Annotated in this window: 20 protein-coding genes; 14 read left to right on the forward strand and 6 right to left on the reverse strand. The window is 44.5% G+C overall.

Annotated features, from left to right (window positions below):
- Positions 1-102: 102 nt before the first annotated feature.
- Positions 103-1,125, forward strand: a complete 1,023-nt coding sequence (gene pdhA, locus ACFPFU_RS05500) for a pyruvate dehydrogenase (acetyl-transferring) E1 component subunit alpha (protein WP_377062331.1) — start codon at positions 103-105, stop codon at positions 1,123-1,125.
- A 59-nt stretch (positions 1,126-1,184) separates the two neighbouring features.
- Here the strand turns inward: pdhA and ACFPFU_RS05505 are convergent, their stop codons facing one another.
- The 4 genes from ACFPFU_RS05505 to ACFPFU_RS05520 form a co-directional block, all read right to left on the reverse strand.
- Positions 1,185-4,670 carry a hypothetical protein gene (locus tag ACFPFU_RS05505; protein WP_377062332.1) on the reverse strand — a complete coding sequence of 1,162 codons (3,486 nt, stop codon included), beginning with the start codon at positions 4,668-4,670 and terminating at the stop codon, positions 1,185-1,187.
- Between the two features lie 36 nt (positions 4,671-4,706).
- Positions 4,707-5,147 carry a DUF4402 domain-containing protein gene (locus ACFPFU_RS05510; RefSeq protein WP_377062334.1) on the reverse strand — a complete coding sequence of 147 codons (441 nt, stop codon included), beginning with the start codon at positions 5,145-5,147 and terminating at the stop codon, positions 4,707-4,709.
- A 94-nt stretch (positions 5,148-5,241) separates the two neighbouring features.
- Positions 5,242-6,072, reverse strand: coding sequence for a hypothetical protein (locus ACFPFU_RS05515; RefSeq protein WP_377062336.1), 831 nt, complete (start codon positions 6,070-6,072; stop codon positions 5,242-5,244).
- 170 nt (positions 6,073-6,242) lie between these two features.
- A complete protein-coding gene (locus ACFPFU_RS05520) occupies positions 6,243-6,773 on the reverse strand; it encodes a DUF4402 domain-containing protein (RefSeq protein WP_377062338.1) in 531 nt (176 codons plus the stop codon).
- A 1,143-nt stretch (positions 6,774-7,916) separates the two neighbouring features.
- Here ACFPFU_RS05520 and ACFPFU_RS05525 point away from each other — a divergent pair.
- The 5 genes from ACFPFU_RS05525 to ACFPFU_RS05545 all read left to right on the forward strand — a co-directional run bounded on the left by ACFPFU_RS05525 (position 7,917) and on the right by ACFPFU_RS05545 (position 12,777).
- Complete coding sequence (locus ACFPFU_RS05525; protein WP_377063204.1) at positions 7,917-8,636, forward strand: tetratricopeptide repeat protein; 720 nt, start codon at positions 7,917-7,919, stop codon at positions 8,634-8,636.
- 79 nt (positions 8,637-8,715) lie between these two features.
- Positions 8,716-9,192 carry a 6,7-dimethyl-8-ribityllumazine synthase gene (gene ribH, locus ACFPFU_RS05530; RefSeq protein WP_377062340.1) on the forward strand — a complete coding sequence of 159 codons (477 nt, stop codon included), beginning with the start codon at positions 8,716-8,718 and terminating at the stop codon, positions 9,190-9,192.
- A gap of 56 nt (positions 9,193-9,248) precedes the next feature.
- On the forward strand, positions 9,249-10,571 hold the full coding sequence (locus tag ACFPFU_RS05535) for an aspartate kinase (protein WP_377062342.1): 1,323 nt from the start codon (positions 9,249-9,251) through the stop codon (positions 10,569-10,571).
- 19 nt (positions 10,572-10,590) lie between these two features.
- Positions 10,591-10,959 carry a DUF6787 family protein gene (locus tag ACFPFU_RS05540; protein WP_377063206.1) on the forward strand — a complete coding sequence of 123 codons (369 nt, stop codon included), beginning with the start codon at positions 10,591-10,593 and terminating at the stop codon, positions 10,957-10,959.
- 6 nt (positions 10,960-10,965) lie between these two features.
- On the forward strand, positions 10,966-12,777 hold the full coding sequence (locus tag ACFPFU_RS05545; protein ID WP_377062344.1) for an ABC transporter ATP-binding protein: 1,812 nt from the start codon (positions 10,966-10,968) through the stop codon (positions 12,775-12,777).
- On the opposite strand, the gene nadC is transcribed toward ACFPFU_RS05545, so the two are convergent.
- Both nadC and ACFPFU_RS05555 read right to left on the reverse strand, forming a co-directional pair.
- Positions 12,734-13,612 (reverse strand): carboxylating nicotinate-nucleotide diphosphorylase, encoded by an 879-nt coding sequence (gene nadC / locus ACFPFU_RS05550; RefSeq protein WP_377062346.1) that lies wholly within the window; start codon positions 13,610-13,612, stop codon positions 12,734-12,736. The genes ACFPFU_RS05545 and nadC overlap by 44 nt on opposite strands.
- Positions 13,613-13,681: 69 nt before the next feature.
- Positions 13,682-14,095 carry a DUF4783 domain-containing protein gene (locus tag ACFPFU_RS05555; RefSeq protein WP_377062348.1) on the reverse strand — a complete coding sequence of 138 codons (414 nt, stop codon included), beginning with the start codon at positions 14,093-14,095 and terminating at the stop codon, positions 13,682-13,684.
- 257 nt (positions 14,096-14,352) lie between these two features.
- Between ACFPFU_RS05555 and gpmI the strand changes: the two genes are divergently transcribed.
- The 8 genes from gpmI to ACFPFU_RS05595 all read left to right on the forward strand — a co-directional run bounded on the left by gpmI (position 14,353) and on the right by ACFPFU_RS05595 (position 23,335).
- Positions 14,353-15,876 (forward strand): 2,3-bisphosphoglycerate-independent phosphoglycerate mutase, encoded by a 1,524-nt coding sequence (gene gpmI / locus ACFPFU_RS05560; RefSeq protein WP_377062350.1) that lies wholly within the window; start codon positions 14,353-14,355, stop codon positions 15,874-15,876.
- Between the two features lie 21 nt (positions 15,877-15,897).
- Positions 15,898-16,476 carry a hypothetical protein gene (locus ACFPFU_RS05565; protein ID WP_377062351.1) on the forward strand — a complete coding sequence of 193 codons (579 nt, stop codon included), beginning with the start codon at positions 15,898-15,900 and terminating at the stop codon, positions 16,474-16,476.
- Between the two features lie 223 nt (positions 16,477-16,699).
- A complete protein-coding gene (locus tag ACFPFU_RS05570; protein ID WP_377062353.1) occupies positions 16,700-16,948 on the forward strand; it encodes a CopG family ribbon-helix-helix protein in 249 nt (82 codons plus the stop codon).
- Positions 16,929-17,348 carry a type II toxin-antitoxin system VapC family toxin gene (locus ACFPFU_RS05575; protein WP_377062354.1) on the forward strand — a complete coding sequence of 140 codons (420 nt, stop codon included), beginning with the start codon at positions 16,929-16,931 and terminating at the stop codon, positions 17,346-17,348. The genes ACFPFU_RS05570 and ACFPFU_RS05575 overlap by 20 nt, the downstream gene beginning before the upstream one ends.
- 96 nt (positions 17,349-17,444) lie before the next feature.
- The gene (locus tag ACFPFU_RS05580; protein WP_377062356.1) at positions 17,445-18,506 is read left to right on the forward strand and encodes a hypothetical protein; all 1,062 of its coding nucleotides are present in this window, start codon (positions 17,445-17,447) and stop codon (positions 18,504-18,506) included.
- A gap of 981 nt (positions 18,507-19,487) precedes the next feature.
- The gene (locus ACFPFU_RS05585) at positions 19,488-20,855 is read left to right on the forward strand and encodes an ArnT family glycosyltransferase (protein ID WP_377062358.1); all 1,368 of its coding nucleotides are present in this window, start codon (positions 19,488-19,490) and stop codon (positions 20,853-20,855) included.
- Positions 20,848-21,828: a glycosyltransferase family 2 protein gene (locus tag ACFPFU_RS05590; RefSeq protein ID WP_377062360.1), complete on the forward strand. Its 981-nt coding sequence runs from the start codon at positions 20,848-20,850 to the stop codon at positions 21,826-21,828. The genes ACFPFU_RS05585 and ACFPFU_RS05590 overlap by 8 nt, the downstream gene beginning before the upstream one ends.
- A gap of 442 nt (positions 21,829-22,270) precedes the next feature.
- Entirely contained in the window at positions 22,271-23,335 is a 1,065-nt protein-coding gene (locus tag ACFPFU_RS05595) for a BF3164 family lipoprotein (protein WP_377062362.1), read from the forward strand.
- Positions 23,336-24,428 lie beyond the last annotated feature (1,093 nt).

Here is a 24,428-nt window from a genome sequence, read left to right on the forward strand (position 1 = left end):
GATGAAAGCTGCTTGTTTTTCACTATTTTCGCAAAAAGGCTCAAATTTCACTCGTTTTGATTATATTTGGCCCCAAAGTTAGCATATTTTATAGAATACAATATGGCAAAGAAGAGTTCTAGTACGACCAAATCAAAAGTTAAATATTCCAAAAAAACCTATACCTATTGGTACGAGAGCATGCTGCTCATGAGAAGGTTTGAAGAAAAGGCCGGCCAGTTGTATGGTCAGCAAAAAATACGGGGATTTTGTCACTTATACATCGGTCAGGAAGCGTGTGCTTCCGGCGCCATAACGGCTTTGGAAAAGGATGACAAATACATCACAGCCTACAGGTGTCACGCCCACCCGCTTGGACTGGGAACAGATCCCGGCGCAGTAATGGCTGAACTTTTCGGGAAAAAAACCGGAACCACGAAAGGAAAAGGCGGTTCCATGCACATATTTGATAAGTCGAGGAATTTTGCCGGTGGCCACGCCATTGTAGGAGCCCAGATCCCCATGGGATTAGGGATGGGATTTGCCGAAAAGTACAAAGGTACCAAAAACGTATGCATCTGTTACATGGGAGACGGTGCCGTTAGGCAGGGGGCTTTCCATGAGGCACTGAACCTGGCCATGCTGTTCAAATCACCGGTGATTTTTGTGATCGAGAACAATGGTTATGCCATGGGCACTTCCGTAAGAAGGTCTTCGAATGTGGAAGATCTCTATACGCTGGGCGAAGCTTATGATATGCCTTCTTTCCCGGTAGATGCCATGAATGTGGAGGAAGTACACGAAACGGTAAAAGAGGCTGCCGAAAGAGCGAGAAAAGGAGACGGGCCTACCTTGTTGGAATTCAGGACCTACCGTTATAAAGGACATTCCATGTCTGATCCCCAAAAATACAGAACCAAAGAAGAAGTAGAGGAATACAAGCAGCGGGATCCGATTGAACAGGTGAAAAGGACCATACTTGAGAACGAGCTGTTGAGCGAGGAAGAGATCAAGGAGATTGATGCCAGGGTGAAGCAAAAAGTGGCCGACGCCGTCAAATTTGCGGAGGAGTCGGATTGGCCTGACGGAGAGGTTGCTTTTGAAGATGTATATGTAGAAGATGACTATCCGTTTGTGAAGGAGTAAATAAGATACGGATATGCTGAATCTGGCCATCCTTTTTTAAGGATGGCTTTTTTTTGAGGTTATGGGGCTATTCTTTTATACCCTTTGTATTTTGTAATAAAAGCATCTTTAAAACCATTCTCCCGAAGGTGCTTCAATTTTTTTTCGGCTTCCTTATAGGTGAATTTTGTTTTCAAAGTATATTTATAAAGCCCGTTCTGGTATTCCAGGGAAATATCTTCCAAATCCCTGAAGTACCGGTGGTTCGTAGGCAGCGGTATACGATTGGCCAGCACCTGGATTTTATAATGCACTTGGTCAGGTTGAGGCGTGTCTTTTCCAGGAAGATGAATATCGTCCTCTCCACCATCCTTGAAATGGACAACGAATGCATCGGGGAACCCTTTAGCTTTCACTGCTTGTAAAGCATCCTGGGCAGACTCGTAGGAATCAAAATGTCCATAGAAATGCTTGTACCAACCATTTTCCAACCTGACTTCTGGTTTTTCCAGAGCAGCAATGGTAACCGGTGAAGTGGGCTTATTCAACGTCGCGAGTATCTGGATTTTATATACCGTCTGATTATCCTGAGCATGTTCTGCCATTTCCCCTTCCGATTCATCGGCAGGGGTGGATTTAGGATCCGCGACAACTGGCTGGGTCAAGGCATTTTCAGAAGTAATAACCTTAACAATACCCAATTCTCTCTTTGCGCTATCAAGAGTTTCCGGAGGCGGCTTTAAAGACAGCCTGTCATTTTTCAAGCCGGGCGCTTCGTGGGAAATCACCGGTACAGGGGTATTGGTGCGCTCTTCAATTAGGTGATCTGTTGCATCTCCTTTTTGCGTGGCGGTGGACCGGTCCATATCTTTTTTAGATTCTGCATTTGCTTCATCGGCATTTGTTATTTCATCCTCATGGACACCCGGTTTTTGTTTGGCCGGTGTTTCGGAATCCCCCAGGGGCCGTTTCTGAATAATTTCTTCAATCAAGATGTCTAACCCATCAATATACTCCCCTTCCTCAGTGAGTTTTACCTCAAATTTACCGGGAATTTCTGTAGACTGATAACCCAATTTTTGTAATTGAACCGAATCAGGCCGGAGCACATAAGAGCCGGGCGCTACGCCCATGATGCTGAAATAGCCGTCGTATTCTGAAACCGTGGTGTGAACCGGGTGGTTTTGTTCATCATAGACAATGATTTTTATTCCGCCGATAGTTTTTTTGGAGTTTCCGACCATGACGGTGCCTGCCACTTCATTTTCTACGCGCACAGGGATCTCCACTTTGTTGAAGCTGTTGGGAAAGACCTTGATTTGAATCGCCGGGTCTTTTATCCTCCATGCAATGTTTTCCAAACTAAAAGGGTCTACTTCTATAATATAGGTTTCATAAGGGATCAAATTGAAAACCCGTATGGCCCCGGATTTTTTGTCGATTTTCATGCTACCTCCTCTGATTTTCACTTTAAGCCCATGGACCAGAGGTTCGTCTTCATCTCTTATCCCGTTACCGTTTACATCCAAGAACGGCAAAATGGTCATTGCGGCTTTTCCAACATTCACCTGATTGTTAAATTCGAAATGATGGGTATTGTGATCAAAAAGTATGCTTCCCCGCAACAGTTGGCTTAAGACGAGGTCTTTACTGCTTGCTCTCGTGGTTGTGTTGCCGTTGGCGAATCCCAGGTCATATCTGAACCCGATTCCAAATATGTTGTTTTTGGACATGGCATTATGCTGATAAAACGCATTTAAATGAAACTGCTTTGAAATGGGTTTTTCTATTCTGATTAATGCGTTACTTACCATGTTCTGGTTGTAGTTATATTGAACCTGAGGCATTAAACTTATCCGCTTGGGAAGCCTGTAGGTCTGGGAGAAGGTAGAATAGGTGAAGATATTTCCGTTAAAAATATTGGCGATAGCGGAAATGTTCGTAGGTATTCCCAATATCCTGCTGGATATCATCCACTGGGCGTTTGTGAAGGTACTGAATTCGAATACCGTTTGAGTGACTGACAGGCGGTTGAAAATGGAGGTTTTGCCATTATGAAAAGGGATTGAAAGCGAGGCTTTTCTCTCTTCCAGGTAATTAAAGATAATCGCCTGTTGATTTTTTTCCAGCTTGGTGTATTTCATATCCAAGCTCGCTCCGGATGGAACCCTGTAGTTCAGGGACCCTTTTGTTCTCACGCCCGGCATGAATTCACCGGAGACCAAAAATCCGTCCCACACTTTCAACGAACTGTTTACAAAAGGCATAAAAGGCTGCGAAGTGATGGCGGTAAAGTATTCCATGCCCCCACCGATGGTGGCAAAATTGGTCAGCCCGTAATTTACATCTATCCGACTAAAATAATTCCCAACACCATCATCCACATAACCACCACTGACATTATATATAAACTCTTTGGCTCTAACCAAATTAAAGGGGATATTGATCTGTTGGTCGGTGAAATGTTCTTCACCATGCAAACCATAAAACCTTAACTGGATGGTCGTATTTCCATAATTTAAGGGGACGTCAAAACTGTAAAACCCGGCTGCATCAGCCGTGGTGAAGTCTATCAATACATTGTTGACATACAGTTCCACCGTCCAGTCGGGTTCTGTATGGTTTTCAATTCTGTATGTTCCAAATGATTTTCGCAAAAGAGTAGAGGCGTTGGTAACCTGAACCCCTGATACAGGAGAAAAAATGGTGGATGCGGCATTGGGGATAAGTCTTCCCAAGGTGACCTGGCGCAGGCCTTTGTTGTCGTTGTTTACATGTCGCCATTGGTAATGCAAATTGACATGCCGGAGGGGTGTGCCCTGGAAATGCCGGATCTGTCCGGAAAACTCCCCACCGGCCAGTTCTCCTCCCAGACCGATAAAGGCCCTGTTTTGGTTAAATACATGTATTTGACCCGCCTGCTCACCCCTTCCATTGGTGTACTGGCGGTTGAGTGCCAGGTCATAATCCAGTGAGGTGAGTTTAAAGACCGACCTTTGGGGACTGATGATGGTGTCCGGGTCAATGACCTTGTTCAGCTTGTTGAGGTTTTTCCTGATCATCTCCTGCCGCATTACCTTGATGACGGGCAGGTCGATATCCGTCTCCAGCAGTACGGAAAGGTCTCTGAAATTAAAAGTACAATGAAGGCCAAATACCTCTCCGAAATAGGAGGAGTTAAGGTATATAAAACCATCTTCCTGAATCAATGCCTCTTGGGAAAGATCAATAAGCTGGTTTTTGTAAGAAAGTACCAGGTCAGAAAGATTTAAATGGTAGGTATCCTCTTCATTCCTGATGAATCCCTTAATGTTGTTGTCTTCCGCTATTTCATATTTGATCATTAAATAATCAAAAAGATCGGTAAAGGACAGATAAAGCTGGGTGTCTCTTATGGCTGCCGGAAGCTCTGTACCTCCAAATTTTGATAACTGAACGTAGATCAGGATTTCATCAAATTCCTCCGCCGGGTCATTTTTCGCTGAGGTGGGAAGGGAAATCAGGAATAAAACCAAAAAGGGATATGCATACAGAGCGGATTTGCTCCATATGTCAGATAGACGCATACTGTTTTCCCTTATGGTCCCCCACATCTTGTTTCATTATTCTTGAATAAATGTTACAGACACAGACCCCGCGTAATTACCGGGGGGGGTGATATTTCTTGAGTTGACCGATATTGTGGCCTCGATATAAACCAGGTTTCTGTCAGGTGGGGCCACCGTGCTGACAAAGGAGGTTCCTTTATCCGATGCGCCGAGGCTGACGGTAAGTTCCCCGCCGTTGTCGCCGTACATCTTCATGTCCGGCCCATTCTGTATATGGATCAGGGTCCCAATGGGTGCCTCTATGCCATAGACCAATGGGGAGAAATTCTCTGACTGGTTGATAAGGATGATATCTCCGGTTGCGGTTCTCTCGGCGGAGTACGAAACATGCACCGTACCGCCGGCATCCTTTACGATGAATGACCCGAAGGATAAGGGTTGTTCATTGTAAACCTGAATTTGCCCGGAGAGCCGAAAACTGCAAAAACAAAACATCAATATAAGGATTAGGAAGCCTTTATGGGATATTGTTTTGGCAATGGATAAATGTAAACAGATATTCATTAGGGTTTTGATATTGTTTTCCCTTTTACCGGAGCTTGATCACTTCTCTGGCCAAGACTTCCCGTTTTCCCTCTTGGGCCGTGTATTCAATGGTGATTTCACCATTATACCATTCTGTTTGTGGAAAATCTTTCAATTTCAGTGTGTATTTTCTTGAATCGAGCGGTGTATATACCGCGATGCCTTTCACAAAAGCCACCTCACGGGATACGCCCTCATCGGACAAATGGACCGCCTTGATATCCCCATACATGGATTTGTCGCCTTCCCTTGTCAGCGTTAAGTCAATGACCGGGGTACCGTCTTCCTTTTCATAGGGTAAAGTGGCTGAGACACTGGCTTTCCCCTGTAGATCTCCGGATTCTATGATTATCGGAATGGTGAGGGCAAAATGCATAACCAGTTTTGTGGAAATGCCATCTGAAGATGTTTTTGTTGTTTCTTCACCAAGGACAGCGGCGGGCTTGGCGGCTTTAAACATCATATGGCTTCTGTATTCGCCTTTTTCCAATCTTTGCGGGCGAATGAGCTGTACTTTGATCTTTTGCGCTTCATTTGGCGCGAGGCTGATTGACCGCGGAAAAAACCGGAGCTGGCTGCTAGCGAACAACATTCCCGGATCCGGTTCATCTATTTCTTCAAATTTGCCGGTTTCCGTCATGCGGTAATTGACCCAACTGATATTGTAATTGGCTGAATCGCTGCCTGTATTGACCAAGGTGATGTCCATGGTGCGTTGGCCCGGAGTAAATACCAGCCGTTTGGGGTAGATCATCAAATCGCCTTGCCCCAGGGCTTCCACAGAGATCAGCCAGAGAAGGCAGAGAGAGATGAATAGTGATATTCGCGTTTTCATGCGGGAAATATTGAAATCTCATGCGGGCGACCTGATCTTAGGGATAAGGACTTTTCCAGTTGAAGCCCCCCCGATTTAAATGATGTGTGACAATGCCAGGAGTTCCCGCTCCTGGTATTATCACACATCGCTCAGGTTACCATGTAATGATGTAAACTGATAAAGTGCTGTTATTGATAGTTTACACTTACGGTAAAGCCGGTAGCATTTGTATATTCCCCAGCAGCTTGGTCTGCACCCACACTGAGGGTGGCACCCACGGTGAATGAATCCGCTCCTGTTCCATCTAAAGTCCCTTCCTCATTAGTAAGACTTGAAGTAAACGTGTCCACTGTCATTTCAGCGGTCCCACCCACGGTTTCTGTAATGGTATGCGTGGTAGGCAGCGTCACGATGTAAGCGTAATCGCCAGCACCTGAAACATCAAAGGCGGCTGCCGTGACTGTCCCTGTAGTGGCGGGCAACTGCACTCCATTTGCCGTCCTTACTGCTCCGGGGGAAAGTTCCACTGTTCCTCCAGCCGCAGTAGCTGTAATGTTCCCGAAGTTCATGTCTCCGGTTTTTGTTAAGGTCAAAGGGGTGATGATTGTCGCCGTAGCGGTAGCCTCTGCCTCTACCGGATCACCAGTTTGCGCCTGCGCACTGAGCCCGCATCCCAATACCATCAGGAATGCGATTGAAAGTTTTGTTAAGTTTTTCATAATGTTTTTTTATTAATTAAAATAAGTAATTGGATACCAAATTGTTCATGGCTCACAGCGTGCCTTTTTCTGACATCCAACGTAAATTTAGGTCCTCCGGAAGATCAATTGCAAATTAAATTATAAATTTCTCGAAATAACAAGACTAATTCATTGTAAATAGATTAAAATATGATTATAATAATTTATAATTATAATTTACAAATATAGAAATTTAGATTAAATACGGATTTCTGTTTTTTGCCTCCTAAAAAAACACCAAACGGGATAAATTCCGTTCATGCGTATAAGTTGAGGTTTTAAGGGTTTGAATGTAGTCAAATCAGCAAAATTTGTATTTGAAATCGTTTATTGGTGCTTTTATCAAAAAGAAAAAAATTTCCAATCAATAACCTATCAAAAAAATCCCATTCATACCTGAAGCCGATCCTTTTATTAGCGAAAAATGCATTCATCTTCTAGGATATTGTCGTTTGTAGCCGGATTTATCGCCTAAAAAAAAGGAGGGACCACGGATCCACGGATTTAGCACAGATTTATTTTCGGAAAACTGAGCAGAAAGCCAGCGACAATTTAATCTGTAGGAATCTGGACGATCTGTGGTTTTAAAAAAAGGAGGGACCACTGATTCCACGGATTTAGCACAGATTTATTTTCGGAAAACTGAGCAGAAAGCCAGCGACAATTTAATCTGTGTGAATCTGGATGATCTGTGGTTTTAAAAAAAGGAGGGACCACGGATTCCACGGATTTAGCACAGATTTATTTTCGGAAAACTGAGCAGAAAGCCAGCGACAATTTAATCTGTAGGAATCTGGACGATCTGTGGTTTTAAAAAAAGGAGGGACCACTGATTCCACGGATTTAGCACAGATTTATTTATAGAAAATTGACCGGAAGCTCTCCGGCAATTAAGCAGTGTGGATCCGGGTAATCTGTGGTTAAAAAAAATGTGCTTTCCCATCTTTCCCCTGCTGTTTGACATCATGTAGGACAGGCAGTCTCGGGCTGACCATATTTTCTTTATTCTCTCTAGGTTTGGAAACCTTTAAATGATTGTCAATTTGTTTTTTTCCGCAGCGATATATTAGTTTTGTTATTCAAAAAAACATCTTCTATATTTGCCACTCAAAAATTAAAATGATGGCGAAGCAAAAAACTAGAAAGGGGAAAGCAGTACAGGATACCTCCAGTGAGCTTCTGGAAAGCCCGGAAGCAATAGCTGACCGCCTGGGAAGGGGCGAGGCATTTCTTAAACAGAATACAAGAGTGGTGGCGGGAGCCATTGTATTACTGATTCTGATCATTGCGGGGATTTTGTTTTTCCAGATACACAAAGCCAATCAAAATAAAAAAGCGCAGGAAGAAATGTTCCAGGCAGTTTATTATTTTGAACAGGACAGCGTGGAACTGGCGCTGAGTGGGGACGGGGTCCATCCGGGGTTTTTGAGCATCATCGATAATTATAGCGGTACCGACGCTTCCAATCTCGCCCATTTCTATGTGGGCTCTATTTATCTGTCCCAAGGTGAGTTCCAATCTGCTGCGGACCACTTAAGGAAATTTTCGTCCAGCGATTATTTTATGCAGGCCCATGCCTATTCGCTGGCGGGAGATGCTTACCTCGAATTGGGCAATACCAATGAAGCCATCAACTTTTACAGAAGGGCGGCTGAATATAAGCCCAACAAGTACTTTACACCCAAATACCTCAATAAATTGGCAATTGCCTATGAAGAAGCAGGTGATTTACGACGGGCAATAGAAACCTATGAAAAAATAGAAAACCAGTATGTGGATTCCTATGAATTTACTACCGCACGAAAGCACAAAGCCAGACTCGAAGGCCTGGCTTCTAATTAATATGAGTTTGACCTATTAATGAGAAGAGTAAGGCCTTGCGGTTTTACTCTTTTTTATTACCCCTTATTGGAACAAAGATATGGCCACTACCCTTAAAAACCTCAGCCAACATACCCAGTCCAACATCACCGATATCAGCCAGAAGAAATTTGCTATTGTGGTGTCAGAATGGAACGATGAAATTACCGAATCGCTCTACAATGGTGCCGTGGAGACGCTCTTAAAATACGGGGCAAAAAAAGAAAATATCTTCCGCAAAAACGTGCCGGGTTCTTTCGAACTGCCTTTGGGCGCGCAATGGCTGGCCAAGTTGGACGAGATCGATGCTGTCATCTGCCTGGGCTGCGTGATACAGGGCGAGACCCGCCATTTTGATTTCATCTGCGATGCCGTGGCCCACGGCATTACAGAAGTAGGCCTGAAATATGACAAGCCCGTTGTTTTTGGGGTGCTGACGCCCAATAACCAACAGCAGGCGCTGGATCGGGCAGGAGGCCAGCATGGCAACAAGGGGGATGAGGCCGCCATTACCGCCATCAAAATGCTCGGTTTCTGAACGGGCCCTCAATGTCAAATTTGCAAATCTATGGAAACATTTAATCCGGTTGTAGAATGAAAATCATGAAATTTGGCGGGACTTCTGTAGGAAAGCCCGAGAGAATGCATCAGGTAAAGGACCTCATCTTAAGAGATAGAGAAAAAAAGATTGTGGTGTTGTCAGCTTTGTCGGGAACTACCAATGCGCTTGTGAGCATCGGGGATGCACTTGCGGATGGCAAGAAAGATGAGGCCAAAGAAAAAATTGATGCGCTGCATGAGCATTATCAGAAATTTCATCTGGAGCTGCTGTCCTCAAAGGCAAGCAGGTCCAAGGCTGCCAATATCATCAAGGAACATTTTGAGTTTCTGAATATCATTCTTAAAATATCTTTTAATGAAGCCATTAATAAAGATATCCTGGCACAGGGGGAACTGCTTTCCACAAAGCTGTTCTACACCCTGCTGCAGGAACTGGATATACAGGCGGTGTTTTTACCCGCGCTGGAATTCATGAGCATTGATGAAAACAATGAACCGGAACTCAGGAAAATCAAGGAAAGACTTGAAGCCATATTGGCAAGGTATCCTGAGGATACCATTTTCATCACGCAGGGATATATTTGTAAAAACCACAGAAATGAAGTGGACAATTTGAAGCGGGGAGGAAGTGATTATACGGCTTCTTTGATAGGAGCAGCCTTGTCAGCTTCCGTGGTGGAAATATGGACGGATATTGATGGCATGCACAACAATGACCCCAGAATAGTGGACCAGACCAGGCCGATTGCCCATCTTTCTTTTGATGAGGCGGCGGAGCTGGCGTATTTCGGGGCAAAGATACTCCATCCGGCTTCGATATGGCCTGCACAGATGCACAATGTCCCCGTGAAATTGCTGAACACCATGGAGCCTGATGCTCCCGGCACCACCATCACCGGACAGCAGGAAGCCGTGGGGGTCAAAGCCATCGCTGCAAAGGATGGCATCACCGCCATTAAAATCAAGTCCAGCAGAATGCTTTTGGCTTACGGTTTTTTACGCAGGGTATTTGAGATATTTGAAAAATACAGGACTTCCATCGACATGATCACCACCTCTGAGGTGGCCATATCCCTGACCATCGACGATACCTCCCATCTGAAGGAAGTCACGGCTGAATTGCAGCGGCTGGGCAAAGTAGAGGTGGACCATAATCTTTCCATTATCTGTATCGTGGGCAATGGTATTGTAGAACAGAAAGGTGTGCTGAAAAAGACAATGGAAACTTTGGAAGATTTTCCGGTCCGGATGGTGTCCTATGGTGGCAGCCGGCACAATGTATCGGTATTGGTGGATGCAAAGCACAAAAACAATGCGCTTAAAAGCCTGAATTCCGGCTTGTTCCATTTCGGATAAGCCCTGCCAAATCAAAATGATGGAAGAAAACAAGGAAAACAATCAAAACTGGCTCAGGAAACTCCAGAACAAATGGCAATTAAAAAGCCTTTGGCAGGTAATTCTGGTATTGGTGGTTTTCGCCTGTACGGGATTCACAGTTTTGTTTATCAAACAGCCCATTTTTGATTTATTGGGTGTTGATATGGAAAGAGGAGGGTTTTGGAAAACCCTCCTCTATTTATTATTGGTATTGCCTCTTTACCAACTCTTCTTATTGGTTTACGGCTTTATATTTGGCCAGTTCGGCTTTTTCTGGAAAAAAGAAAAACAATTCGTTCAGCGTATAGGCATGGCTTTTACCAAGAGTGGTAAAGAGAGCAGAAAGCAAAAAATGAAAAAAAAATAAGTATTTATGGCTAAAATGAGAGGGATGCCTTTGGAGGAAGGAGAAAAAAGAAAACTTAACAAGAAAAACCTGGACAAGTTAGCGGGCATCTTTAGGTTTGCCTTTCCCTATAAGGGGCCTTTTGCTTTAGGGATGTTTTTCCTGCTGTTTTCCAGTCTGCTTCTGCTGACTTTCCCTTATGTTGCAGGCAAGCTCATTGACGCCGCCACGGGAGAAAGCTGGTGGATCAACGACATCAATATCATTGCTTTTATCCTGTTGGGAATACTGTTGGTACAGAGCGGATTTTCTTTTTTCCGGGTCTGGCTGTTTGCCCAGGTCAGTGAAAAATCCATGCGGGACATAAGAGTGGCACTTTATGAGAAACTGGTAAGGCTTCCCATGACCTTTTTCGATAACCGTAGAACAGGCGAACTGGTGAGCAGGATTACTTCCGATGTGACGCTGCTGCAGGATACCTTTTCCATAACACTGGCTGAGCTTTTAAGACAATTGATTACACTGGCCGCTGGGACCGTATTTTTGTTTTACACGACGCCGAGACTTACCCTGTTTATGCTGGCAACCATCCCGGTTTTGGTGGTGATTGCCATGGTCTTCGGCAGGTTTATCAGGAAGCTTTCCAAGCAAACCCAGGATGAACTGGCTGCAGCCAATGTGGTGGTGGAAGAGACATTACAGTCCATAGTCACCGTAAAATCCTTTACGGGGGAAGAATACGAATCTGAAAGATACAGAAGCCGCTTGAACCGCGTGGTACGCGTGGCCCTCAAGGCGGCAGGCTTTAGGGGAGCGTTTATATCATTTATCATTTTTGCATTATTCGGCGGGATCGTCGCCGTGATATGGTACGGGGCCACCTTGGTCAGTGCTGGCGAAATGAGCATTGGGGACCTGGTTTCATTCGTGTTGTATACCACTTTTATCGGAGGTTCCATTGCGGGTTTAGGAGATATCTATGGACAGGTCCAAAAGGCCATTGGCTCTTCAGAAAGGGTATTGGAAATCCTGGAAGAGGAGCCGGAAGCGGCTGAGTCTTCCGAAGCGGCTCCGAAAATCAACGGGAAGATCGTCTTTGATAAAGTTTCTTTTCGCTACCCCACAAGACCCGAGGTGGAAGTGTTGAAAGGCATTGATTTTAAGATCAATCCGGGAGAAAAAGTCGCGTTGGCGGGACACAGTGGAGCAGGTAAATCCACCATTATCCAGCTTCTCCTTAAATTCTATGAGGTGGGCAAAGGAGATATTCTCATTGATGATTTATCCGTCCGAAAGCGAGAAGCCAGGCAGTTGCGCTCCCAAATAGGCATCGTGCCACAGGAGGTATTGCTGTTTGGCGGGAGTATCCGCGAAAACATACTGTATGCCCGACCCGGCGCAAGTGAACAGGAAATCATTGAAGCCGCAAAAAAGGCCAACGCATGGCAATTTATAAATAATTTTCCTGAAGGTCTGGATACCATGGTGGGGGAGCGGGGCATAAAACTGTCCGGAGGGCAAAGACAGCGGATAGCCATAGCCAGGGCCATACTCAAAGACCCCGCTATCCTGGTGTTGGATGAAGCCACCTCTTCCTTGGATGCGGAGTCAGAATATTTGGTTCAGGAAGCCCTGGACGAACTGATGAAAGACCGGACCACGATTGTGATCGCCCACCGGCTGGCAACCATCAGAAAAGTGGACCGTATTTTTGTGATCAAGGAAGGGGAGATCATAGAAGAGGGGAATCATGAAACCCTGGCCCTGCAGAAAGACGGCTACTACGCCAACCTGGTCAGGCTTCAGTTTGCTGATGATGCTTTACGGCCTTTAAACTGATGTCCATGCTTTTGACGTGGTGGGTGAGCGCGCCCACAGAAATGTAATCCACGCCACATTCAGCGACGGTTTTGATCGAGGCCTCGGTGATCCCTCCGGAGGCCTCGGTTTTGTATTTTCCGGCGATTAACCGGACGGCGGCGCGCATGGTGGATTCATCCATGTTGTCCAACATGATGATGTCCACTCCGCCTACTTCCAGTACCTCTTTTACTTCTTCAAGGTTCCTGGTTTCCACTTCTATTTTGAGGTCCAGCCGGTTTTTTTTCAGGTATTCCCTGGTGGAATTGACCGCATTGGAAATGCCTCCCGCAAAATCGATGTGGTTGTCTTTGAGCATGACCATGTCATAAAGGGCAAAACGGTGGTTTTTTCCGCCCCCTATGGCTACAGCCCATTTTTCCATCACCCTGAAATTCGGCGTTGTTTTCCGGGTATCCAGCAGTTGGGCGGAAGTATGTTGTATGAGTTTGTTCAGCCGGTTGGTTTTGGTGGCAATGGCACTCATCCGTTGCAGACAGTTGAGAACCAACCTTTCCGTCGTGAGAATTGAAGCCGCTTTTCCGGAAACCGTGAGGCCGATATCCCCCTTTTTTACTTCTTGGCCGTCTTTTAATTTTAACATTACTTTCAGGTCCTTATCGAAATGATGAAAAATCATTTTGGCAAGTGCCAGCCCAGCAATGATCCCGTCCTCTTTAATGATAAGTTCAGCAGACCCTTCAAGTCCGGGAGGAACAGCAGCCAATGTGGAGTGGTCTCCATCCCCTACATCTTCTGAAAAAGCGGCTTGAATAAATTCCGTTAATTTCTCTTTTGTTACGTACTGATCCATAGCCTCCAAAAATACTAAATATATTCAAAAGCAGCAGGCGTATTTTAGGAGTTAACGTATGGGGGCGGTTCATTCTTTAATGAAATCCATCCTGTATACCATCAAATGGCCCTCATCATCGATTTTGCCCCGGATGAGTACCCGGAACTTGTCATCTTTGGCACAATAGATTCCGATGATATATAGGAGGTTCTCTGAAGTCCGGCCTTCCTGTACGGTCTCAAAGCCGGTGGCTGGATAGGTTTTGAAAAAATCCCGGAGAACCATTTCAGCCTGGCTTTTGGAAAAATCCTTTTTGTTATTGTTCAAGCTGATTTCCACCATCTCATCAAAATATTTTGCCAAAGCTTTGCTGGATCCCTCATTGAGCGCAACCGATACGCCACCCGCTTCATTGGGGAGCTGGGCGTGGGATACCTCTGACAGGCATAGGTTAACCAGACCGGTGGTAATGATCAGGATGAGCACACTTGGAATTTTCATATTTTTTCTTCATTCAAAATCCAAGCCAAAAATAAAATCTCCGACATATTAAAACAAATTGGCCGGTCTGCCCAATCGGGAACTGAAAAAATAGATAATTTGCCTTTATGAAGAGCCATTGTTTTTAAAGTCTTATATTTGCCTTTTATAAATCAAAAGTACCGGCAATTCCTGAAATGAACTTGGGACAAGGAAATACAGTTGTGTCATCTGACATGATTTGTTTTTTTTGACAATCGGAATAAAGAATTATAAATATGAACAAAAAAGTTTTATTGATGATATTGGATGGTTGGGGTCTGGCTCCCAATCCTGACGTCTCCGCAATTGACAAAGCCAAAACACCTTTTATTGACAGTTTATACGAAAAATACCCGCATTCCAAACTGGATGCATCCGGTCTTTCTGTAGGTTTGCCTGAGGGGCAAATGGGTAATTCTGAGGTGGGGCATATGAATATCGGTGCCGGCAGAGTGGTTTACCAGGACCTGGTGAAAATCAATAAAGCTGTGGAATCCGGCGACCTGAACCATAACCCCGTATTAAAAGAGGCTTTTGAGAAAGCAAAGAAGGCGGGAAAAAAAGTGCATTTTATAGGCTTGGTCTCGGATGGCGGCGTACATGCCCATATCAATCACCTAAAAGGTCTTTGTGACGCGGCAAAAGCCCATGACATGGAAAATGTATTTATCCACGCCTTTACGGACGGAAGGGATACCGATCCAAAAAGCGGGCTGCGTTTTCTGGATGAAGTCAACCGCCACTGTGCGGAAACCACCGGAAAAGTGGCTTCCATCATAGGCCGGTATTATGCCATGGACAGGGACAACAGGTGGGAAAGGGTGAAACTTGCCTACGACGCCATGGTCCATGGGGAAGGTGAAAAATCCAAAGACCTCTTGTCAGCGATCAGGAAATCTTATTCCAACGGGGTGACCGATGAGTTTATACGCCCCATTATCCAGGTAGATCAGGACGGGAAGCCTATTGGGCTTGTCGAAGAGGGGGATACGGTGGTTTGCTTTAATTTCCGGACGGACCGCGGAAGGGAAATCACAGAGGTGCTCACGCAAAAGGATTTTCCTGATTACAATATGAAGAAACTGCCGCTGAACTATATAACCTTTACCCAATATGATGAGACATTCCAAGGGGTTTCCGTGATTTTTGAGAAAGATAACCTCAGCAATACCCTGGGTGAGATTCTTGCCAAAAACGGGAAAAAACAGATCAGGATAGCGGAAACCGAAAAATATCCCCACGTTACCTTCTTTTTCTCCGGAGGCAGGGAGCGGGTGTTTGAAGGTGAGACCAGAATACTCTGCAATTCGCCTAAAGTGGCCACATACGATCTTCAGCCCGAAATGAGCGCTTTTGAGATCGCCAAAAAAATCAACCAGGAACTGCCCAAAAAAGAAGCGGATTTTATTTGTCTCAATTTTGCCAATGCGGACATGGTGGGGCATACCGGTGTCTTTGAGGCTGCTGTCAAAGCCTGCGAAGCCGTGGATAAATGTGCTGAATTGGTAATTGATACAGCGCTGGAAAATGATTATGCCATCATCGTGATCGCCGACCATGGCAACAGCGACTGTATGGTCAATGAGGACGGTACCCCCAATACTGCCCATACCACCAACCTGGTGCCATGCATCATGGTGGATAGACACGACCGATTGGAGGTAAAAGGCGGAAAACTGGGAGATCTTGCCCCCACCATTCTCACAATGATAGGTTTGGATATCCCGTCTGAAATGACCGGAGAGATATTGTTGAAATAATAATTGGGAACAGGCAAACTTATGTTCCGACTTGATGAACTGAAAGCCACATTGATGTGGTGCCTCATAGGGCTGTTGTTCTCCTGTAGCAGGGAAGAAGAGCAGCCCTTTGCCAATCCTACCCAGATCGATGAGTATTTTTCCATCATCGCTTTCCTGGAAGAAGAAATCCCCAAGTTGGAGGAGGCAGAGGTGACCAAGGTGATTGAAATCAACGGCAGGAATGAGCGGATGGTTTCGGATTTTACAGAAGAGGGCTGGTGGGAGGAACTGGATGTTTTTTATCAGGCCGATATCAATAAAGCCGCGCTTTCTGCCGCTTATACCACAGAAGATGATGGAGACAGGATTATCCACAGGTTAAAGGAAGGCGAAAAAGCCCCGGTAAGGGAGCTGGCCGTAGATAAGCGTGATGGAAAAGTATCCCGCGTCTATTTTTTGTCAAAAAAAGAAAACTTGTTTTATACTTCCGAGACTTCCGGAACCATTCAGATGGATCCAAATGCCAACCGGATAGCCGCTTACCATATCCGTGGAAAGCAGAAGGTCTGGTTTATTCCTTACAATGAAATGGAGGTTGCTGCCGAGGTTAGGCGGTAAAAGCCCGTTTTTTCAGTTTTATCCAATGTATGCTTCGTGAACCGGTCATGGGGATGGACGCCTTAGGGTTACCCGTACGGTATAGACAGGCCTTGGCCTTGCTCATCGGCTTCTGCCCAACATGCCCCTGCACAGTAAATAATAGAATTTTCGGGAAAGTGCTTTTGAGGGAACCTAAAAAGTAATATATGTGTATTACAAATTGAATAAAAAGAAATCTACCATGTTTACCATAAGGTTAGATCCGGAATTGAAGGCCAAGCTTTATGCCCTTAGCCGTGAAAAGGGGATATCACAGTCAGCGGTGGTGAAAGAGGCGTTGGCGATGTATTTTAAGCGGGAAACGGCTTCTGCTTCTCCCTATGAGCTGGGCGAAGACCTGTTTGGCCAGGTTTCCGGCGGTTCGGCAGATGGTTCCCGGACCTACAAAAAAGTCCTAAAAGACAGGCTGCATGGAAAGCATTCTCATTGATGCCGGGCCTTTAATTGCGCTTTTTAATAAAAGAGACCGTTTTCACCCCCAATCCATTGCATTTTTAAAGGGCTTTCAGGGCCGTTTATACACCACCTGGCCCGTGATCACCGAGGCTTTCCGCATGCTTGACTTCAATGTCAACGCCCAGATCAATCTGCTGCAATGGATACACCGGGGAGGACTTACGCTGTTTCCTCTTGGGGAAAGCCATATCCAACGCCTCATCGGGCTTTGTGAAAAATATGATGATGTGCCTATGGATCTGGCGGATGCTTCCCTGATTGTGGCAGCCGAAAATAAAGGCATCACAAAAATTGCCAGCATAGACAGCGACTTTTGTATCTACAGGGATGTCAGAAACCGGTATTTGACCAATGTTTTTTATGGAGAACATTAGCTTGGATGATAGCCGTCTTACCATCAATAAGTTTGTTATCTAAGCAGATATTCCGTATTATTAGACGAGTATGTTGATCATTCATCATTAAACCATATGAGAAAATTGTTACTTCATGTTTATGCCCTTTTTTTATTGGTTTTATTGACCTCTCTTTCCGATCCTGATGGCAATGTCATAGCAACGGGAAAGCAGCCACAGCTGAGTATAGACAGTAAAGGCGTGGTGAGAACTGTTTTTGGTAGAAACGACAGTATATTTTGTGCTACTTCAAAAGATGCCGGAACTACTTTTTCAAAACCTGTATGGGTGGGTGAGGTATCCCAAATGCATTTGGGGATGGGCAGAGGCCCGCAGCTTGCCAGCTCAGAGGATTTTTCCGTCATTACCGCCATGGATAAATCGGGGGATATCCATTATTTTCAATTAGACCACGCTAATGGCAAATGGAGCCGTAAAGGCCTTGTAAATGACATTCCTGCTTCTGCACCCGAAGGGCTGATGGGCATTGCAGCGGATAAACAAAATAATTTTTATGCGGTATGGCTGGACCTGCGGAATGACAGAAAAAATAAAATAGGCTTTTCTTCCTTATCTGCAAGGGAAGGCAAGTGGAAAAAAAATGTCATCGTTTATACTTCCCCGGATGAAACCGTCTGTGAATGTTGTAAGCCAAACATTGCAGTAGAGGGTTCCCGGGTCGTGGTCATGTTTAGAAACTGGCTCGACGGATCCAGGGATCTCTATTTTGTTCAGTCCGCAGATAGAGGTAAGACCTTTGGGGCAGCTCAAAAATTGGGGAATGGCACCTGGAAACTCAAGGGTTGTCCGATGGATGGAGGTGCTGTAACCTTAGACACCAACGCGGGGATCCATACGGTCTGGCAGCGGGAGGGAAAGGTCTTTTACGCACAACCCGGAAAGAGCGAGGTGCAGATTGGAAAAGGCCGCGCCTGCTATATCACGGGGAACAATCATCCAGTGATGACATGGCAGGAGGGCAAGCAACTGAATGTACAGGAACTGGGTTCTGCAAATCCCATTACAATCGGCGAGGGAAGTTTTTTAGTGGCCATCAGAACAGCGGACCACAAAATGGTTTACGCGTGGGAAAAGGAGGATACCATCGTTTTTAAAAAAAGCCAGGGAAATATTTGAGGCGGATGCTCGGTTCCCCGCAAAAAACCACGCCAAAATCCTGTAAAGTCCGCCCACAGGATCCGGGATTTTAGAATAATTCGCTATTGATTAAAATCTTCAACAATTAGATTCGGATCAAAGTCGGGATCAAGCTGAATTTATTTGGACGCTTTGAGATGAAACCTCCAAGGCCGGCACCCCAAAGGTTGTGGTATTCATATCCGTTTCCAAGCTTCGTTTTCCAATTGCTTGTTGTTGTGGAAACCGGAACTTACATATATTTTTTTAGCCGGACCTGAACGCTTTTTCTGATACCTTTTCTGTGGCCTTCCGGGAGAAATAGGGGGTTGAATCATAAGAGAATAAATTAAAAAAAATCAAAAACTAAATAAAAAGTTAGAATCGGAATATTATTTTGATAGTTTGAACTAATCTCATCTTAAATCACAGATTGAATATATATTTAGAAGGGTTTTTAAAATATAATATTGTTTTTTAACTTCATATAATTGCATAAAATATTACACAAGTACAAATTAATTGATGGTTTATTTGGATACATTCATTTTTTTTTTAGCTTTATTCAAAACTATTTTCAACTTAAAATCTTTTTGTTATGAAAAAGTTCTTTAAAAAATCAGTTTTTTCATTGGCTCATCGGCAGCGGTGGTGGAGCCGGGAGAACCGTTTTTAGACATCTCTTTTCTATATTTCACATAGACCATTAGGGAAGACGGCGTTATCGCGATCCAGTTACTTGCGAGGAGCGGGATTTCATGATACCAAGCGTAACAAAAACGGAGCAGAGCGGGATAATTATAACATGATTGGTTCTCCCGAAGCAAGTTCCCCGAAACAAGTTCGGGGCAGGCTGGGACAAGCTGTTTGGCCGCACCCGAATCATTGGGATAGAACGGACAAAATACAACATTGGGAATAAATTTCGTCTCAAAATTCTTTAAAACCTATTTCACTGTTTTACCGGATAACTTTTTTTATATGGAAAAATCTTATTACACACCAGTTAAACACTCTTTTCGGAGTGCGGCATCGTGGTCGAATAGATTGATTTGGGCTTTGCCTGTGATTACGGTCATCGTCTTCCTGCCCACTTTCTTTAATGGCTTCCAACTCGGATGGGATGATACTTGGCAGGTACTGAGGAATCCGTTGGTTCAGGATGCCTCTTGGGAGAATATCGTCTTTCACTTTACCCATTTTTGGGAGCGGCAGTACTCCCCGGTCAACTCCCTGTTTTATGCGGCTGTGGCCGATCCTTTCGGGTTCAACGCCACCGCTTTCCACACGGCCTGCCTCTTTGTCCATCTATGTAGTACATTTCTGGTATACGGTGTAATAAGGCAAGTACTGGATAAACTGCTTCCCCAAACGGAAATCTCCAAAAGCCATATTTATGCCTTATTTACGGCTTTGGTCTTTGCCATTCATCCGTTACAGGTAGAATCAGTGGCCTGGATCAGTGCCTCTAAAATCCTGCTATACGCATTTTTTACCCTGCTTGCCTTGTGGTGCTACATCCGGTATGTGCAATCCTCCCACTTGCTATGGCTCATTGCCACCGCATTCGCCTATGCGTTAGGCTTTGCGTCCAAAGAACAGGCCATTATCCTTCCCCTGAATTTACTGCTGGTCGATTATGCATTGGGACGTTTTTCCTTGTTGACATGGAAGAGAATTCTCTTATCAAGGGGCATACTGGAAAAAATCCCTTTCTTTCTGCTGGCTATTGCGTTTTGGTATTTTTCATGGGTCAATGACACCGGAAGCATAACGCAGGCCGGCGGGTATCCTTTTCACCAGCGGCTGTTCTTCACTATGTACAGCCTTACCGAGTATATCTTCCGCTTTCTGGCCCCCGTAAAACTTTACTTTTTCCATCCCTTTCCGGTCTCTCCTGGAGAGTCCCTCCCATTATATTATTGGGGATATATCCCTTTAGTGGGCATTATCGGCTATTACGTCTGGGACCATTACAGGAAGGGAAACCGGTTGGTGGTAGTTGGATTTTTGTTTTTCCTGGTCAACCTTCTGTTGGTGCTACACATTATTCCCCTGCCCCGAACGGTCATCACCGCAGACCGCTACATGTACCTGAGTACGGCTGGTCTGGCCCTGATACTGGTCTGGCAGATGGATCAATGGCTATCCCGGCAGCCCCGGTCCTATAAAGCATCCCTGATAATGGGAAGCATGATTTGGTTTCTCTTTTTGGGAACGCACACCTATGTAAGAACAATGGACTGGAAAGACAGTGAAACAGCCAAGGCCAGTGTGAACGACCTCATAGAAAAGAAACAAAAAGCACGGGAAATCGAATCCTCATTTAACCTGATTGAAAATGAATGACTTTTTAGTATCCATAGTAGTTCCCTGTTACAATGAAGCGGAAAATATACCTTCGCTCCTGAAACGTATAGGTGCTGCCCTCCAGGCGTACGGCTACGAAATCATCCTGGTCAACGATGGGAGCCAGGACCTTACCCAATCGGTGATTGAATTGGCAGCATCGGAAAATGAGAAGATCAAATTTCTTCATTTTTCAAGAAACTTTGGACATCAGGCCGCGCTGAAAGCCGGAATTGACCATGCAAAGGGAGACTGTGTCGTTACCATAGACGCGGATCTTCAAAAACCTCCGGAGGCTATCCCTGGAATGATTGTCCACTGGCAAGAGGGACATGATATCGTCACGGCCGTTTGCAAAAATGAAGGACAACCTTCGGTATTCAAAAGACTGACCTCGGCCGCCTACTACAGGTTGTTGTCCTGGCTAGCCGATCATAAAATGGTACGCAACGGGGCGGATTTCCGGCTTATCGACCGAAAAGTAGCCGATACCATCAGAGACATTCAAAGCCAAAACCTATACCTGAGAGGGATATTTTCCTGGATGGGTTATAAGCAGGCTATCGTTTACTACCGGGAAGAAAAAAGAAGGGCCGGCAAGACCAAATACAATCTTCCGAAAATGCTGAATCTGGCCAGCAATGGCATTACCTCTTTCAGCATCAAGCCCTTGCGGCTCGCTCTGGGCATGGGTATATTTTTTGCCATGCTGGCATTTGGCTATGGACTGTATGCGGTGACCATGGTCTGGCTGGGAAAGACAGTCACCGGGTGGGCAAGCTTGGTGGCCAGTGTAGTATTTCTGTCGGGGGTGCAGTTGATTGTCCTGGGAGTAATAGGAGAATATGTGGGGAAAATATACCAAGAGCTTTCCCAACGTCCCAATTATCTGATTTTCAAATCAAATATCTCCCCGCCTGTCCCTAGGCAGGGAAATAAAACCATTAAAGAAAGGAGGCCTGCCATTATTTGATCAATAGCTATTTTTTCAGCTCTCCTGGAAGGATGGCGAAAAAACGTCTGTGGTTACGAAAAGCCATTAAATCAAAAGACAATTTATTAAAAAAAATTGAAAAAAAATGAAACCAAATCTAAGTAAAATCGCAAAAAAAATGGCCTTAGGGATATTCTTTATGGCCTTATTCTTAAATGTGAAAGTTACATTGGAGGATCCCTTTGTTCATTTAAGTAATAAAGTAATTGCGCAGACTACTTCCTCGAGTAGTAGTTCTACTGATTATTGCTTTACTTGTATCGACTCGAATGAAACATGTTACACCGTAAATGGAAATCCAGGACCTAAAGGAACTATGAAGGCTCCTCCTAAACCCTGTGATTAACTCATTTTAATTTGGAGTAGGAACAATTCAATTCCTACTCCATTTTCCATTTTTGTCATTCACCTCCTTTTATCTATGAGATATACATATACTTGCTTTAGATTATCCGCCTGTTTGGTCATTTCTACTTATCTATTATCCGGCTGCCAAAAGGAAATAGAACAAGGTCCTCTTCTTACTGACTTTTTTGCAAAAAGCCCTTCTCTGTCTATCAAAGGAACTCCGATAGAAATAAGAGATAACGATGAGATTTATTTTACACAGATGTGGGAGATGATCTATGCGGAGGGAATGTTGATCATCCGTGATAAAGACCTGAATCATTATTTTAAGGTTTTCAATCTTAATTCAAGTGAGATAACGAAACTGGGGAAGATTGGGGACGGACCTAACGAGTTACAAACTGATTATACCCGAGCCTCCTTTGACGCTGCTAATCGACTCGTTTACCTTTCTAACTTTCCATTTTATTATGCATATAGTGTGGACAGTCTGAAAAACAACAGCAACACAAATCCTTTGTACCGCCTAAAGATCGACCCCCGGGAAGACATCCTAATCGAAAGTACCATATCCCGTGGTTTTGTGGTAGGAGCTATGTTCAGGAAACGTTTCGGCCTTTACCGACTAGAAGATGATTATTTCTCCAGTTTTGGTGAATATGAGCAGGGAACTTTTATGTCCAACCAAGGGCTTATTTTTCCCCATCCTCTCAAAAAGAAATCTGTTATGTTGGCGAGGCCGTCAGAAGCTTTTGCAATCTTGGACTACTCCGACGGCAATTTGTCCCTGATAGAGGACTTTAAAGGTTGGAGCAGTGAACAAATTGAAACTGAAGAATCCGGGGGAATAGTCAGGGCTATCTCCAGCGAGGATGCCAAATATTGCTTTGTCAGCGGCGCAACCTCCGAGAAGTACATCTATGCCCTGTATAGTGGGAACCTCAGATCTGCTACCGAATTTATAGATCCGGCACTTGCAAATATCGTATATGTTTTCGACTGGAAAGGTAATCCCGTCAAAAAACTCACTCTGGATTACCAAGTAAGGTCCATCGCCGTGGATGAGGAAAACCAAAAATTATATGCAGCTGCATTTATTGACAAAGAACTTGGTCTGATTAAGTTTGATTTGAGATAAAACAGGTTTAACTTGAGACCGATGGATGTTATTTTGAGCAGATAAAGGAATTCATTCATCCGATATTTAACTGCCGGCAGATCCATCTATTCTATTGTCAGAGTTAGTCGATACGGTAACCTAAAGTATATCTTAGTTCCAATTTTTTCGCTGTAAATCATGAAGTAGTACACGGAAATTACCTGGTCGAAATTGTCCTGCCTTGGCACACCAATGAGGGAAAGACAATTCAAATTCCCGGCGTAGGAGCGATCGAGCCTGAAGACAACCCTGTTATTTTAATGATGAAACTGAAAGAGGAATACCTTCGACAAATAGTACAACATCTGAAACCAAGCATGACGAAAACGACACACAGTGGGATGAAAATAAACATGCGAGGTTTCATCTGACCATTGAAAAACAAATTATAAACAGATGAATAGAATGGAATTCCAAGCTAAAAACAAGTAACTTCTGCAACACCCCACCCCTCTTTTCGACTACTGGGCTGCATGACAATTTGGACACTTACACTAATCAGTTGTGGTATCCCTTGTGGGGAGAAGGATCCGCATGCTTCCATTTATCTACGGACTGTATGCGGTGATCATGCATGGTCTGGCTGGGAAAGACAGTCCCAGGATGGGCAAGCTTGGTGGCCAGTATAGTATTTCTGTCAGGAGTGCAGTTGATTGTCCTGGGAGTAAAAGGAGAATTGAATTAGGCGGTTTGTAAATGGTAAAAATATAGCTATATTGCCTTTAACCTATATTTTATGGAAAAAAGGTATAAGAGTCTCTCCCTATTTGAATTTCAGAGGATGTTTCCCGACGACAGGGCATGTTATAAGTATTTGGCAGATATTAAATGGCAAGACGGTTATAAGTGAAAGAAGTGCGGTTATACAAAATATTGCAACGGGGATAAAAGAGTTTGACAGACAATGGAATAAGTGTGGTCGACTTGAATCCCCCACCGCCGGCACCCTCTTTCACCAGTGCAAATTTTCCCTTTTTAAAGACTTTTAAATCGTCTATTATGTTTCTACCAGCAAGAACGGGGTCAGCAGCTGCGAACTGAGCAGTAAGCTTGAGCTAAGGCAAAAGACCTG

This window comes from Negadavirga shengliensis (assembly GCF_042652345.1).
GTDB classification, from domain to species: Bacteria; Bacteroidota; Bacteroidia; order Cytophagales; family Cyclobacteriaceae; genus Negadavirga; species Negadavirga shengliensis.

Excerpts from the sequence above, each read along its gene's own strand:
- pdhA (WP_377062331.1), top strand. The coding sequence starts at position 103 with ATGGCAAAGAAGAGTTCTAGTACGACCAAATCAAAAGTTAAATATTCC.
- ACFPFU_RS05505 (WP_377062332.1), bottom strand. The coding sequence starts at position 4,670 with ATGCGTCTATCTGACATATGGAGCAAATCCGCTCTGTATGCATATCCC.
- ACFPFU_RS05510 (WP_377062334.1), bottom strand. The coding sequence starts at position 5,147 with ATGTTTTGTTTTTGCAGTTTTCGGCTCTCCGGGCAAATTCAGGTTTAC.
- ACFPFU_RS05515 (WP_377062336.1), bottom strand. The coding sequence starts at position 6,072 with ATGAAAACGCGAATATCACTATTCATCTCTCTCTGCCTTCTCTGGCTG.
- ACFPFU_RS05520 (WP_377062338.1), bottom strand. The coding sequence starts at position 6,773 with ATGAAAAACTTAACAAAACTTTCAATCGCATTCCTGATGGTATTGGGA.
- ACFPFU_RS05525 (WP_377063204.1), top strand. The coding sequence starts at position 7,917 with ATGGCGAAGCAAAAAACTAGAAAGGGGAAAGCAGTACAGGATACCTCC.
- ribH (WP_377062340.1), top strand. The coding sequence starts at position 8,716 with ATGGCCACTACCCTTAAAAACCTCAGCCAACATACCCAGTCCAACATC.
- ACFPFU_RS05535 (WP_377062342.1), top strand. The coding sequence starts at position 9,249 with ATGAAAATCATGAAATTTGGCGGGACTTCTGTAGGAAAGCCCGAGAGA.
- ACFPFU_RS05540 (WP_377063206.1), top strand. The coding sequence starts at position 10,591 with ATGGAAGAAAACAAGGAAAACAATCAAAACTGGCTCAGGAAACTCCAG.
- ACFPFU_RS05545 (WP_377062344.1), top strand. The coding sequence starts at position 10,966 with ATGGCTAAAATGAGAGGGATGCCTTTGGAGGAAGGAGAAAAAAGAAAA.
- nadC (WP_377062346.1), bottom strand. The coding sequence starts at position 13,612 with ATGGATCAGTACGTAACAAAAGAGAAATTAACGGAATTTATTCAAGCC.
- ACFPFU_RS05555 (WP_377062348.1), bottom strand. The coding sequence starts at position 14,095 with ATGAAAATTCCAAGTGTGCTCATCCTGATCATTACCACCGGTCTGGTT.
- gpmI (WP_377062350.1), top strand. The coding sequence starts at position 14,353 with ATGAACAAAAAAGTTTTATTGATGATATTGGATGGTTGGGGTCTGGCT.
- ACFPFU_RS05565 (WP_377062351.1), top strand. The coding sequence starts at position 15,898 with ATGTTCCGACTTGATGAACTGAAAGCCACATTGATGTGGTGCCTCATA.
- ACFPFU_RS05570 (WP_377062353.1), top strand. The coding sequence starts at position 16,700 with ATGTTTACCATAAGGTTAGATCCGGAATTGAAGGCCAAGCTTTATGCC.
- ACFPFU_RS05575 (WP_377062354.1), top strand. The coding sequence starts at position 16,929 with ATGGAAAGCATTCTCATTGATGCCGGGCCTTTAATTGCGCTTTTTAAT.
- ACFPFU_RS05580 (WP_377062356.1), top strand. The coding sequence starts at position 17,445 with ATGAGAAAATTGTTACTTCATGTTTATGCCCTTTTTTTATTGGTTTTA.
- ACFPFU_RS05585 (WP_377062358.1), top strand. The coding sequence starts at position 19,488 with ATGGAAAAATCTTATTACACACCAGTTAAACACTCTTTTCGGAGTGCG.
- ACFPFU_RS05590 (WP_377062360.1), top strand. The coding sequence starts at position 20,848 with ATGAATGACTTTTTAGTATCCATAGTAGTTCCCTGTTACAATGAAGCG.
- ACFPFU_RS05595 (WP_377062362.1), top strand. The coding sequence starts at position 22,271 with ATGAGATATACATATACTTGCTTTAGATTATCCGCCTGTTTGGTCATT.